The sequence below is a fragment of the Methanobacteriaceae archaeon genome (assembly GCA_030656015.1).
In the GTDB taxonomy this organism is placed as follows: domain Archaea; phylum Methanobacteriota; class Methanobacteria; order Methanobacteriales; family Methanobacteriaceae; genus UBA349.
Window position 1 is genome coordinate 254,232 of sequence record JAUSNX010000001.1, and the last position, 13,939, is coordinate 268,170.

The following is a 13,939-nucleotide window of genomic DNA, read 5'->3' on the forward strand; positions in this document are numbered from 1 at the left end:
AATGAATAAAATCAAGGATATTCTATTCCTAATTTTATTCTTTAAGGAAAATTGTTGCTTTTTAAAAAACTATTTGTAATTTTCAAATGATTAAAAATAATACCTATTTTAAACATATCATATTCCAGTGATTCAATTGGAGATTGAAAGAAAAATAATAAACTGTGAAGATTTTAAAGTACCATGCGCAATTTTAAAACCAACAAAGTATGTAGGAGCTGCCGTGGTGGTTCATGGATATGGTGGTTTTAAAGAAGAAACTTTAGGGCTGGCCTGGCGCATAGCAGAACAAGGATTCATTACCGGAGCTATAGATCTTAGAGGCCATGGCGAACATCCACTGGATCTTGATGAAAATATATTGTTAGACTTGGAAGCTTCTATTTCTTATTTTAGACAATTCGGAAAAGTCACAGCGATAGGGCATTCATTAGGTGGCCGCCTTTCACTTATAAGTAGTGCGGATTATGCCATTGGAATTGCTCCCGCATTAGATAAAACCTACAGTCCCCAAACTCAAGAATTAATTGAAGAAATGAGGGATTATAGGGTGAGTAAATCAAATTCTAATATATTTAACATCTTAAATAACCTTCCCAAATATCAAATCAAAGATGATAAAGTTTTTATCCTGCATGGTTCACGTGATCTTCCAGAAATTATCTCTGAATGTAATAAATTAAAATCCGAAGGATTAGATATTTTTGAAATAGATGAGGCGTTGCACGGCGACATTTTTCTTTTTGAACCAACTTTCAAAGCAGTTAATGATAAAATGGAAGAATGGTATAAATAATTTTTATGAATTTTTAGTTATTAAAATACAAAATATGATCTAGTAGAAAAATTATTAAAAAAAACATAAATCTAATAAATTTTTACAATGCAAAAATTATCCTGAAAAACATATCCCTAAATTCTCAATTTTCAACCAATATTTCAAAGAAAATAAGTGTATTCGTTATATGGATGTTTAACGAAGAATATTTGTTACCTAATTTTAATTTCTAAACCATATATTAACAAGAACATCCATATGTAATAGTTAATTTAGATTAAATTTTGTAGTAAAATTCACGAGATAGTACTAAATAAATTAATTTATTAAATCATGAGTAAATTTATTCAGTACTTTCTTGATTTATTGCATTTAATATACAATTTAAATTGAAAAAATCAAATATGGATTTATCCAAACAAAATGTGGGTCAAATGAAAACTAAAAAATTTTTTTTTCTGATGTTGGGAACTGCATTTTTAAGCACAGGTGCCGTTGGGCTAATTATTCCAGTATTGCCCACTACTCCGTTTATTTTAGCCGCATTTTTTTGTTTTACTAAAAGTTCCAAGAAAGCTGAACAATGGATTATGAAAAATAGATATTTCAGAAGTTATATTGAAAATTATAAAAATAAAAAGGGCGTTCCATTAGACATTAAAATAAAAAGCATTTTATTTTTGTGGATCAGCTTGTTAGGGTCTCTATTATTTTTTAATCAGAAAAATCTATATATAATGCTAATTTTAGTGGGAATAGCAGTTACTGTGCATATCTTTTTATTAAAAACTAAAAAGTAGAATAAAAAATGAAATCTAAATATTCAATAGTGGATAAATAATTTTAATGTTATAAATGGGACACCTTAATGCTAATCTAAAACCCATCACCATATCAGTGATTTCAGGAATATTGGATGGAATTAATAGATTATGACTGGTATCGTCTAAAATTTAAATTTTTGAGTGTTTTATCAAGAGATTTGTTGCATCAACAAAACTAAAACTAGACACTAAAATTAGAGAAGAACCCAAATGTGGATGATCCACAGCCAATTGTTGGGCAACAGCCCCGCTCAACGAAAACCAATGAAATGGGCCTTTGAGATTTTCAAGGTTTTTAAAAGTGAATAAATCTCCTCAGAAAATAATCCATGGAATAATGAGTTTTTTTAGGGGACCTACATGACCTAATAAATCAATACTTATAGTTCGATAATCTGGATATTTCTGGAATTATAGGTTCGTAGAAATTTAAATCATCAAAAAGACCATTGAGGAATACTATAGGGAATCCCTGGCCAGATTCTTTGTAGTTGAGTTCCATTAAATATGGGCCATTCTAGATCAATTTCTGTTGATGCACAGCATAAATATATTCATAATTCACAAACCAGGTCTTTTGGAACTTCCCTTAAGGAAATAATAACCTTTATCAAACATAAAACAGTTAAAATTCCTAAAAAGGCCCATCCTGGAACTAAATTTCCTAAAAATCCCGTCATTAAAATCAGTATTATAACCGTGTAATAAGGCATCCGGAATATAATTAATACCCTATTTTTACACTCTTCAAGGCTATAAGAAGATAAATGGATAAAATTTAAGGATAAAAAGGTTAGGGCCAGGGAGAAACAAAGAAGCCATGCCTCATAAGATGGTAGGAATTCTTCTAGGTCCAAATATATGACGTGTTTTATACCAATAGCAACAGTTACTATTCCTAAAAGTAATGGAAAGTGAGAATATAACCATAACTGATATTTACTAACCTTATTTCCAGATTCGATTACTTTGGCCTCAGCACCTTTTGCTTCTTCAAAATAACTCCACCATATACAAAATGCGATTATCAAACCAAATATCCCTGTAATTTCAGCTAAAAACACAAATCCAATAGTATTTATGGTAAATACAATACTTACCACTGCTTCACCTATTAAGATTATGGTAAAAAGCCCAAAACGTTCTGGAAGATGGGTGGAATGGGGAGGTAGTTTAAATTGTTCTTCAGCGGCAGTAATAGCCGTTATTATATCAATTATTAGTGCTATTCCCCATAAAATAAACCGAAAAGGGATAGGAACAAATGCCGATATAAACCAAATCAAAGCAGCTAATCCAAAACCCTTACAGAAATGATTTGTGAGTGGTTTAGCTTCTTTAATGTGTTTACCAGCCCTATAATGTTCATATACCAGAATAATTCTTAAAAATGCGTAAGATACTGCAAAGCTGGATCCACTGAAACTATATGCGTCTTCAACATTGACGGCCATGGCTGCTACAGCTATCATCTGTAACATAGTTAAAAATCTATCAAAAAGGTCGTCGGTACCGAAGCGGGATAGGAAAAAAGTATGGCCTACCCATCCCCACCAAATAACAAAAAATAAGGGAATGGACTTTAAAAGACCTATGAAAGAATAATCTAAACTTAAATTAAGGGCCAATATGGAAACAGCTGCTACAAAAACTAGATCATACAAAAGCTCTAGCCACTCAGCATGTCTCTCCTCCTCTTCTTCATCAATAGAACGCAGCCGTGGCGGTAGAATTATATCTTTTCTAATTTTCATTGAATTCTAAAAATAATTAACTTAAAAGTCTTAAAATCTTGATTAGAATTTAAAAAGATGAAACCATCCTAATATAGATATAAATTGTACAGTAGAGAAATTCAATGGCAGAGATTAAATTCTCATAATTATATAGGAACTCCCTCTTGATGTTGAATATTAGATTGAGAAGAAGTATCTGATGAATTATTTTGAGCAGGAGTGGTAACCGGCACATAAGACGGGTTTTGATTGGTTGAATTAGAAGAATTATTAGAAGTTGAATCTTGACCAGAAAAACCAAATATTCCTATAATTGAAATTATTACTAATAATGCTACTAATAAAATTTTTGTGTTCATAATATCTAATTAAATGTTCTTTTTCTTTTAATAAATATTTTTCACCAAAAAACAATCAAATACTCTAAAAAAATTGAAAGGAATTTTATTTCTTTAATTGATATATTATTTTATATTTTTTATAAAAAATCAAGATAATTTATCAAATTATTAAAAAAGTAAATAGTATGAGTATTAGTTATCAGAACAACATATATTTTGTAAGTGAAACATAATATTTTAGGAGTGGTTTAATGGATTACTACCATGATGAAAAAATGCAGAGATTATTTGAAATCCTCAAACAACCTAAAACTTTAGAAGAAATTGATCTCTCTGAAAGTTTTATAAAAAATCTTATTTTAAAGGTTATTTCAAATTATGGTCATATCAAAGTTAATCATATACATGAAATAACAGGACTCTCTATAAATATTCTAGAAAAATGCCTAAATGATATGGAAGAAGAAGATCTATGCGCTGCCATTGGGGGAGGTTTCATGTTTCCCAGCGTTACATTTACCATTAAAAAAGTGGGAAAAACTCAGGCAGATCACCTTTCAGAAGAGAATCCATACGTAGGTATTGCTCCAGTCGCTTATGATACATACTACAAAATTATGGAGATTCAATTAAAAGGTCGATTTCCCCAAAAAATACCTCAAGAAGTTATAGATAAAACATTTGAAGAAGTTGTAGGAAATGAGAATGGTAAAAGAACTTTGATTGAATCAGCAATTGGTGGAAAAGGATTTTTTATTTATGGGCTTCCAGGAACTGGAAAAACATTCATTACCAGTAAAATGTCAGATTTGTTACCGCCAATATTGATACCAAGATATATTGAGTTCAGTGACCATGTAATCCAATTATTTGACCCAGATTTTCATAAAGAGTGTCCTGAGCAACCAGAAGATATTCGTTGGGTCAAAATATACGCACCATTCGTTTTTACAGGATCTGAACTGAATAGTGAAAAATTAGAAACCAATTTTGATCCTCATAAAGGTGTTTATGAAACCTCACCCATTATTAAAGCCAATGGTGGTGTTCTATTACTGGATGATCTAGGTCGACAAAAAGAAGACCACAATAATCTTTTAAATCGTTTGATTGTACCTATGGAAAATAAAAAAGACATGATTTATATTAAAGGTGCTCCTATGGTCGTCCAAACACATTTCATACCTGCATTTTCAACAAACCTGGATATAACTATTATGGATGAAGCACATTTGAGGCGAGCACCATTACATATTTTCCTGGAAAACCCTACCTTGCCAGAGATAGTAAAAGTTTTTAAAAAAAATCTTGATTTACTTGGTGAAAAGTACGATCCAGATGTAATAAAAACATTTGAAAAAGTGTATGAACCTACCAGAAATGGTGGTGAAGGCCTACAACCAACCTTTGCCCATGCAAGGGATTTAGCCCAAATTGCTCAAGCAGTTAGAATCCGAAAAAATGAAGATATTATAACTTCGGAAATTATGGATAATGCACTCCAACAGCACGTTTTAATTGCTTTACAGAGAAGATTTACTCCTGCTTTATTTGATAGAATTATTCGGAAGAAGAAAGATGAATAAACAAAATTATATTTAAGAATAATATTTTACTTAATTAAAAATATAAAAATACAAATTCACCTATCAAACTAATTAAATTAAAATAAAAAAATACAAAAATGTTTAAATAAAAATAATTATTTTTCAAATAAGGGAAAAGTTTTTATTACATCTTTTTTAATATAAAAGAGGCAACAGTCAAAGGAGAACAATAAATGACATGCAGTGTTTTAGTCGGAGGCGGATGGGGTGACGAAGGTAAAGGTAAGTGTATTACTTATTTATGCCATTATGATAAACCCAGCATCATCGCCAGAGCAGGAGTAGGGCCTAATGCAGGCCACTCTGTAGAATTTAATGGTGAAAAATACGGTTTAAGGTTAACTCCTTCTGGATTTGTGCATACTGACGCTAAGATGTTTATAGGCGCAGGAGTACTAGTTGATCCAGAAGTATTCTTACATGAAATGGATTATTTAAACAAATATAATGTTAAAGAGCGAACATTTGTTGATTATCGCTGCGCTATAATAGAAGAACAACATAAAGAAAGAGATAAAGCCTCTGATCACCTTTTTAAGAAAATAGGGAGTACTGGTACTGGTTGCGGACCTGCTAACTCAGATAGAGTAATGAGAACAGCCAAACTGGCCAGTGAAATACCAGAACTTGAAGATTACACAGCTAATGTGCCTCTGCAAATAAATGAAGCTTTAGATCAAGACCAGGATGTTTTTATTGAAGGTTCACAGGGTTTTGGATTATCTCTGTACTATGGAACATATCCCTATGTGACCAGTAAAGACACTACTGCTAGTACTGCAGCAGCAGATGTAGGTGTGGGACCTACCCGTATCGATGACGTTATAGCTGTTTTTAAATCATATATAACTCGAGTAGGTGAAGGACCATTCCCAACAGAAATTACACAACAAAAAGCTGAAGAAATGGGACTTGAAGAGTACGGAACCGTTACTGGCAGACGAAGAAGAGTTGGTCTATTTGATATGGAAATGGCTAAAGAATCCTGTATGATAAATGGAGCAACACAAATCGCTTTGACATGTGTAGACCGTCTTTATCCAGAATGCGAACGAACAACTGATTATTCTTCGCTTAAACCAGAAATAAAAAGATTTATAGATGAAATTGAAGGAGAAACTGGAGTTCCTGTAACCATAATATCTACTGGCCCAGATCTAGTTGATACCATTGATTTAAGAGATGAATTACTTTAATTCTTCTCAAATATTTATTTAAATTTTTTTTAATTTTAATAATGCAAATTTAACAAATCCAAATTCCAATTACTTATTTTCTCTAAAATTTATTTCACTAAAATTTGATTAATAAACAAATTAAATAAAAAAAAATTATTATTTTTCATTTATATTATTCTTCCAGAATTGATTTAAAGTACCCCAATGACCATTTTTAATGCTTTCTTTTACGAAAATATCAGCTTTTTTAATGGCAATTTCCATTTCAATCCCTTTACTCATATAAGAAGTAATAGCTGCTGAAAAGGAGCATCCACTCCCATGAGTATTACTACTTTCTATTAATTCTCCGCTAATAACTCTGATTTGGCCATTATAAAGGATATTATCCCCATCTAGATGGCCTCCTGTAACTACCACATCACATAGTTTTCCTATTTTGTAAGCAGATTCAATAGCATCTTCTTGAGTTTCAATATTGATTCCTGAAAGTAATTCTGCTTCAAAAACATTGGGGGTGACTATTAATGCCTCTTTTAAAAGGTATTTTTTTATAGCACTGGCCATTCCCTCTTGTGAGAGAGAACTTCCAGATCCGGCAACCATTACCGGGTCAACTACTATTTTTAAATCATATTCTGAAATCTTTTTAGAAACGGATTTTATGATTTCTTTTGAATAAAGCATTCCAGTTTTCCCGTAAATTACTGGAAGATCTTCTAAAATTAAGTCTATCTGCTCTTCAATAAAATCCAGTTCTATGGGACGTATATTTGAAACTCTTTGAACATTTTGAGCAGTTAAGGCAGTAATTACACCCGTTCCATAAATTCCAAGTGCAGAAAATGTCTTTAAATCACTTAATATTCCTGCCCCTCCTGAAGGATCAAAACCAGCAATGGAAATAGCTAACATTTCATCAACTCTTAAATAACTATAAACACCTTAATACAATCAACATAATCAACTAAGATTAAATTAATACTACTTAATGTTTGTAGATTTTTTTTAACTATACATTAAAAATAAATTAATTTAAGTTTATATTAATTCTCTTTTGATTTCTAAACGTTCTGAGCCGTGAAAAGGCTTGGCACTTAATTTTAGTTTCTTTAAATATGTTTGAGTATGAGTATCATGACCATGTAAAATAATTTCACCTAAATCCTCTGCCGTATTAACATCCAGAGAAAGATAGAATGAATCATATATTTTAAAGGAAAGTTCATTATTTTTTGCATCTTGCAAATGTTCAAAGAAGCTGCAATCACCGAATTTTAATTCAATTGCTCCAGGTTGGAATGCAATCGCATTAGTTCCACCACCTTTAGCAGGAGCAATTACTACATCATATTTCTCAGAATCTTCAATAAATTTTTTTGGATTAGCAATACTTAGTAATGGAATATCTGAAGGAGTTATTATTACTTTGCTACAATTTTCAGAACACCATTCAATGGCCTGTTTAAGAGCACCATTCAAGTCAGTCTGGCCTTTTTCTTGAATAATTGTTACTCCTAATTCATATGCAAATTCAAGAACATCTTCATCAGCGCTTATGACCACTACTTCATCAACAGCACCTTTTAAGGCCATGGTAACATCAGTTAACATAGCCTTTAATAAACCCTCTCTTTCACTTGGGGTTAAAGTGGGAGAAAGCCGTGTTTTCGCATGGGAAAACCTGGAAACAGGAATTATTGCATAAGTGGATTTCATAGTTAATCTCCGAAAATAATATTTTTCTATTATATTATAACTAAAAGGTTATTACTCAAAGGATATATCATAAATTTAATCCTAACCCACTAAACCAATTCGTTACTTGTTCAGTAAAACTCTGGCTTTGGTTTAATATTGAACTATTGATATTTACATTGTTCATTTGATCTGCAGTTAAATTAAATTTGGTCATTACTTCTATTTTAGCATTAGATAAGTTTCCTTTAATATCATAAAAGCTTATATCTTGTTTTTGACTAACAGCAGCTACTTCTCCCGTGTAAATATTAAAGTCAGGCCCGCCCACAATAGTCCAGATTTTTAGTTGAGCATTTAATGCATCAGAAGGATTTTCAGGATTGGAAGATGATGCAATCTCAGTAATAACCTGAGGAGCTAAACCTGATACTGTAAGCTTTTTATTTTCAATTGCTTTTTGATCAGGCTCAATACAGTAAGCAGGAACTGTTATTTTAGTATTAGGTGAAACAACTTCATCACGAGCAATTACTAAATCTTGAGAATCTTTACTAGAGAGGATAGTGCCTTTTTGAACATTCACCGGATTTTTTCCTTTGTTTTGAATATTTATTTCATGAGGTATGGTTCCTGCAGGTGTTTGCTGAGTAATAACAACATTACCCGCATTATAAGCTTCATCTAGGGTTAAGCCTTTGGCAGATATGAAATTCATAGCTCCTAATCCTACAGCAAATAAACATATGACCATTAACACCAAAATTATTCGGTAATTCATTCCTCTTCCTCAGTCCTTTATGTTATACATTATTTTAATAATTAAATTAAATTTAATTTACATATCAGTTAATTCTAGGTAAAAAATGTATTATTAAAAATGTATAATTCGAATTTATCAAATTCTGAATCATTAATTAATATGTTTTTGCCAGAAAAGCCTTAAATTTTGCATCCCTGCTACAGTTAAAACAATTTCCAGAAGTTTCTTCTTCCTGAACACCTAAAATATCTACATTTGCTATTTCTTCTATTTCTTTTCCACAGGACTCTTCGCCACACCATGAAAATGAAATTATGCCTTTTTCAGTTTCTATAGACTCTTTAACATCTTCAATATTATCTACCTGGCGAATTTGATTATTGAATTTTTCCCGGGCTTTTTCTCGCATATTCAAACTAATATCTGACATTAAGTTGTTAACATTATCTATAATGTCCTCTTCAAGTGAAACACTAATTTTTTCCATGGTATCTCTTCTTAAGAAGACAGTTTTATTATCATTTAAATCTCTTGGCCCTAGTTCTATTCTTAATGGAACTCCTCTCATCTCCCAATCATAGAATTTTTTACCGGCCCTCATATCACGGTCATCCATGTGAACTCTGAATCCAGCATCTTTCAGTTTGCTCTGAATTTCCTCACAAGCAGCTATAACCTCTTCTCCACCTTTTTTAAATATGATCGGAACTATTACTACTTGATATGGTGAAATTTCAGGTGGAAGGCATAGTCCAGAATCATCTCCATGAACACCAATCACTGAAGCAATAACTCTATCAGAAAGACCATAACACGTTTGATAAGCATATTCGTGCTCCCCTTCAGGAGTTTCGAAAGTGATTTCAAAAGTTTTAGCAAAGGTTTGGCCTAAATTATGGACTGTACCAATCTGCAAAGTCTTTCCATCAGGTAGTAATGTATCAAAAGCCATGGTATAGTCCGCACCAGGGAATTTATCCCATACTGGCCTTTTAGTAATTAAGTAAGGAATTCCTAAAACATCAAAAAACTCTTTATAAATTTTAATAGCATCTTCAACCTGCTTTTGAGCATCTTCTTTACTGCTGTGAACCGTGTGTGCTTCCTTGAATGTTGTAATTTCTCTTACTCTTATGAGAGGTCGAGTGTGTTTAGTTTCGTACCGGAAAGTGTTTACTACTTGATAAAACTTCATAGGTAAATCTGTATGAGATCTAACCCATAAAGAAAACATAGGATACATAGCAGTTTCACTGGTTGGCCTTAGAGCCATTTTTTTGTTTAATTCAGTTAAACCACCATGATTTATCCAATAAACCTCTTCTTCGAATCCTTTTACATGAATAGCCTCTTTTGCAAGTTCATCTTCAGGAATAAGTAATGGGAAGAGCACTTCTTCATGTTCTTTATCTAAAATATCTTTAAGGATATTTAAAGTGTACTTTCTTATTTTAAAACCATTAGGAAGCCAAACATTCATTCCTTTGATTGGATAACGGGAGTCTAAAATTTCTGCTTCCTCTAATATATTGTGAAACCATTCACTGAAATTTGTCATATTTTTCACCGTGATTTACTGCGATAAAGTTAGTAATAAGTGTTATAATTGATTTATGGAGTTTAAATAATAAATATTTATTATAAAATTGATTAAATTAAATCGACCTAATATTATCAATAACAATAATCTACTCCCATATCATTTAAAGATTATTTAAAAAATTCATTAACTAATCAAATACTTAAAACTTTTAATTTCAATAATCTATTTCTAGAATTTTAATTCAGTTTAAGAAAAACTAATATTTTAATTAACTACATTTAATTTCTTATAACTAACTTAGTGCATTACTTTAATTCTTATTTTAATATTATTCAATCAATCTTATTAATATCTGATTATTATCCTTGTTAATTAATTATATTTATAAATTTAATTTCAAAATATGATAAGAATAATACAATAGTTACTTAGATAGATAATAACAACATAAAATTTATATTAAACTTTTTAAGCTTAAGAGTGGCTTAAAAATCCAAAATTATTTTATTAAAGGTGCTTAAAATATAATCATTATAACAGGTAAGATAACATGGATTCAAAGAAAATACAACTGCCCCGTGAGATACATACTGGAGCAGGAGTAATCAACAAAACGGGCATTATATGCCGTAATTTAAGGTTTGAAGACAATATATTAGTAGTCAGTGGCCCTAAAACACTGCGTATTGGTGGTGAAAAAGCTATTGAGAGTCTTGAAGCCGAAGGATTTAATGTTGAAAATGTAACAATCCATGAAGCTTCAGATGAAGCTGTTAAAAAAGTTCAGAAAAAAATAAACGATGTTTCTGCTGTTTTAGGAGTAGGTGGTGGAAAAGTAATAGATGTAGCAAAAATAGCGTCCACCAATTCCAATATTCATTTTATTAGTGTACCTACGGCAGCATCTCACGACGGAATTGCTTCACCAAGAGCTTCCATACGTAATAGTGGAGGAACTGTTTCTTTAGAAGCAAATTCTCCTTTAGGAGTCATTGCGGATACAGAAATTATTAGTAAAGCCCCTATAAGACTATTAGCTGCAGGATGCGGAGATATAATTTCAAACTATACAGCCATACTTGATTGGAAGCTTGCCAGCCGATTATTAAATGAAGATTACAGTGAATCTGCTTCTGCACTTTCATTAATGACTGCCAAAATGATAATCAAATACTCAGATTCCATTAAAGAAGGCTTAGAAGAGAGCGCACGTATGGTTGTAAAATCATTAATTAGTAGTAGCATTGCCATCAGTATTGCAGGCACAAGTAGGCCCGCGAGTGGCTCAGAACATAAATTCAGTCATGCTTTAGATATGATTGCTCCAAAACCAGCCCTGCACGGAGAACAATGTGGTGTAGGAACTATAATGATGATGCATCTTCATGGAGAAGATTGGCAGTTTATTAGGGATGCTCTAAAAAGAATGCATGCACCCACCACTGCAGAAGAGTTAGGTATAGATGCAGAATATATCATTGAAGCCCTTACTATGGCACATAGTATTCGGAAAGAAAGATACACAATTCTGGGAGATCGTGGTCTTACCAGAGAAGCAGCAGAAAAGCTGGCCATTAAAACGGAAGTGATTTAATTGATAACCCTCATTGGAAAAAAACTTGCAAAAAAAGGATTAATATTTATGCATTGTGGATCTGCTCCAGAATGCGATGAATGCCGTTTTAAAGGTACCTGTGTTGATTCTCTAGAAGAAGGAAGAATGTATATTATCAAAAATATCAAAGATTCAGAACAGAAATGTAATCTACACGAAGGCCATAAAGTAAAAGTTATAGAAGTTGAAAAGGCCAATATAGAAGCTCTAGTTGATTCAAAAAGAGCTTTTGAAGGATCTATGATCTCAATAAAACATCCTAATTGTGAAGAAGAATGTGAAATCCATGATATGTGTTTCCCAGAAGGATTATACGAAAATGACAAATGTAAAATTGTTAAAACTCTAGGAAAACCTTCCAAAAAATGTGCTAAGGGATATGACCTTAATCGTGTCATTTTGAAATATTAAATTTATTTATTTAATTTAAAGTTAATTAACTAGCTCATTAAAAACAAATTAGTATATTAAATATTATATTCATTCCACACATTATTGTAATTTATTTATTAATTCAAATATTTGCTCAAATTTTTTAATAAGGAGATTTAAAATGAATTTAAAAAAAAATACCGGTTATGAGGCAGCTAAAGAAGTTTTAGATGGGCAGATCGTTGGTTTAGGAACTGGATCAACCACTCATTATTTTATAGAAAAACTAGGAATGAGAATAAAAGAAGAAGATTTGGACATTATGGGAATACCCACATCTTATCAGTCTTTCTTCCTGGCCAAAGACTGCAATATACCAGTAACCACTCTAGAAGAACACGATATAGATCTTGCTGTAGATGGTGCTGATGAAGTAGATCCTGCACTTAATCTAATTAAAGGAGGAGGTGCGGCTCACACACTGGAAAAAATTATCGATTACTCTGCAGATCGGTTTATTGTTATTGTAGATGATTCTAAAATGGTAGAAACCCTTGGAAAATTCCCAGTACCATTAGAAGTTATTCCTACTGCATCTAGAGTCGTTTCTCAAATTCTAGAAGATATGGGAGTGGTTACTTCAATAAGAATGGCTGAGCGAAAAGATGGTCCAGTTATAACTGACAATGGAAATTTTGTCATAGATGCTGAATTCGGGATTTTAAATGATCCAGAAGAACTTGAAATTGAATTGAATTCCATTCCAGGCGTTGTTGAAAACGGAATTTTCTCGGGAGTTGTTGATCAAGTTTTTGTGGGAACACCAGACGGTATAAAAAAGATTTAGTTTTTAATATTACAACTATTATGAACTAAAATTTGAAATAAAATTATTTTAAAAATAGAATGTAGTAACTAAAAATCTAATTTATTTTTATTAAATTAATAAAATTAAAAAAAATTTTCTAAAATCAATTATAATTTTTAGAACATATTTAGGACCAAATTTAATTTAGTATAATATTTCTTTTAAAAAACACTTAATTTTTAATTTAAATGGTTATAGTAACTATGTGTGCAAATGGCAATATAACCGAAGTTTTATTCTTTCCTCCACGTAATCTTAGCTCTATAAGTACATAATCAGTTTCTACAGTTTTAACTTCACCATAATATGTTTTACCCGTGATAAGGGTTATACTTAAATAATCACCTAAAGCTGATTTAAGTGTATCTCTAAGATCTGAACCGCATTCCATACTAATTCCCTCATTTTAAATATAATATATTCATTTGAAATGCTCTGAAATTATTTATTAATAGATTATAAATTCTAAATTTTGAAATTTATACGATTTTTAACATGAGTTGTATCATGATTTTTTTTAGTTCACAAATAATTTTTATTAAAACTTATACTTATAAATTAAGAATTCTTATTTAAATTTATTTAATATTTCAATAATTAATAACTACGAAATAAA

Annotated in this window: 15 protein-coding genes; 7 read left to right on the forward strand and 8 right to left on the reverse strand. The window is 31.2% G+C overall.

All coding sequences use genetic code 11. From position 1 onward, the window contains the following. Window positions 1-136 precede the first annotated feature (136 nt). Both Q7I96_01215 and Q7I96_01220 read left to right on the forward strand, forming a co-directional pair. A complete protein-coding gene (locus Q7I96_01215; GenBank protein ID MDO9626229.1) occupies window positions 137-796 on the forward strand; it encodes an alpha/beta fold hydrolase in 660 nt (219 codons plus the stop codon). Window positions 797-1,212: 416 nt separating this feature from the next. Beyond that, window positions 1,213-1,578: a YbaN family protein gene (locus tag Q7I96_01220; GenBank protein MDO9626230.1), complete on the forward strand. Its 366-nt coding sequence runs from the start codon at window positions 1,213-1,215 to the stop codon at window positions 1,576-1,578. A 397-nt stretch (window positions 1,579-1,975) separates the two neighbouring features. Here Q7I96_01220 and Q7I96_01225 read toward each other — a convergent pair whose 3' ends face one another. The 3 genes from Q7I96_01225 to Q7I96_01235 all read right to left on the reverse strand — a co-directional run bounded on the left by Q7I96_01225 (window position 1,976) and on the right by Q7I96_01235 (window position 3,697). After that, window positions 1,976-2,104, reverse strand: a complete 129-nt coding sequence (locus tag Q7I96_01225) for a hypothetical protein (GenBank protein MDO9626231.1) — start codon at window positions 2,102-2,104, stop codon at window positions 1,976-1,978. Window positions 2,105-2,156: 52 nt separating this feature from the next. Then, window positions 2,157-3,356, reverse strand: a complete 1,200-nt coding sequence (locus Q7I96_01230) for a low temperature requirement protein A (GenBank protein ID MDO9626232.1) — start codon at window positions 3,354-3,356, stop codon at window positions 2,157-2,159. A gap of 128 nt (window positions 3,357-3,484) precedes the next feature. After that, entirely contained in the window at window positions 3,485-3,697 is a 213-nt protein-coding gene (locus Q7I96_01235) for a hypothetical protein (protein ID MDO9626233.1), read from the reverse strand. 233 nt (window positions 3,698-3,930) lie between these two features. Here Q7I96_01235 and Q7I96_01240 point away from each other — a divergent pair, with 233 nt between their 5' ends. Both Q7I96_01240 and Q7I96_01245 read left to right on the forward strand, forming a co-directional pair. After that, on the forward strand, window positions 3,931-5,265 hold the full coding sequence (locus tag Q7I96_01240; GenBank protein ID MDO9626234.1) for an ATP-binding protein: 1,335 nt from the start codon (window positions 3,931-3,933) through the stop codon (window positions 5,263-5,265). Between the two features lie 194 nt (window positions 5,266-5,459). Beyond that, window positions 5,460-6,482: an adenylosuccinate synthetase gene (locus Q7I96_01245; protein MDO9626235.1), complete on the forward strand. Its 1,023-nt coding sequence runs from the start codon at window positions 5,460-5,462 to the stop codon at window positions 6,480-6,482. A gap of 138 nt (window positions 6,483-6,620) precedes the next feature. Here the strand turns inward: Q7I96_01245 and thiD are convergent, their stop codons facing one another. From thiD to proS, 4 genes are all read right to left on the reverse strand, one after another. Beyond that, a complete protein-coding gene (thiD, locus tag Q7I96_01250) occupies window positions 6,621-7,379 on the reverse strand; it encodes a bifunctional hydroxymethylpyrimidine kinase/phosphomethylpyrimidine kinase (protein ID MDO9626236.1) in 759 nt (252 codons plus the stop codon). 126 nt (window positions 7,380-7,505) lie between these two features. After that, a complete protein-coding gene (cofC, locus tag Q7I96_01255; protein ID MDO9626237.1) occupies window positions 7,506-8,183 on the reverse strand; it encodes a 2-phospho-L-lactate guanylyltransferase in 678 nt (225 codons plus the stop codon). A 67-nt stretch (window positions 8,184-8,250) separates the two neighbouring features. Further along, window positions 8,251-8,943, reverse strand: coding sequence for a hypothetical protein (locus Q7I96_01260; GenBank protein MDO9626238.1), 693 nt, complete (start codon window positions 8,941-8,943; stop codon window positions 8,251-8,253). A gap of 136 nt (window positions 8,944-9,079) precedes the next feature. Beyond that, on the reverse strand, window positions 9,080-10,483 hold the full coding sequence (gene proS / locus Q7I96_01265) for a proline--tRNA ligase (GenBank protein MDO9626239.1): 1,404 nt from the start codon (window positions 10,481-10,483) through the stop codon (window positions 9,080-9,082). A 535-nt stretch (window positions 10,484-11,018) separates the two neighbouring features. On the opposite strand from proS, the gene Q7I96_01270 reads away from it, so the two are divergent. The 3 genes from Q7I96_01270 (at window position 11,019) to rpiA (ending at window position 13,302) form a co-directional block, all read left to right on the forward strand. Then, window positions 11,019-12,062, forward strand: coding sequence for an NAD(P)-dependent glycerol-1-phosphate dehydrogenase (locus Q7I96_01270; GenBank protein ID MDO9626240.1), 1,044 nt, complete (start codon window positions 11,019-11,021; stop codon window positions 12,060-12,062). Beyond that, window positions 12,063-12,494, forward strand: coding sequence for a UPF0179 family protein (locus Q7I96_01275; GenBank protein MDO9626241.1), 432 nt, complete (start codon window positions 12,063-12,065; stop codon window positions 12,492-12,494). A 142-nt stretch (window positions 12,495-12,636) separates the two neighbouring features. Then, on the forward strand, window positions 12,637-13,302 hold the full coding sequence (gene rpiA, locus Q7I96_01280; GenBank protein ID MDO9626242.1) for a ribose-5-phosphate isomerase RpiA: 666 nt from the start codon (window positions 12,637-12,639) through the stop codon (window positions 13,300-13,302). 205 nt (window positions 13,303-13,507) lie between these two features. Here rpiA and Q7I96_01285 read toward each other — a convergent pair whose 3' ends face one another. Continuing rightward, complete coding sequence (locus tag Q7I96_01285) at window positions 13,508-13,714, reverse strand: hypothetical protein (protein MDO9626243.1); 207 nt, start codon at window positions 13,712-13,714, stop codon at window positions 13,508-13,510. Window positions 13,715-13,939: the final 225 nt, after the last annotated feature.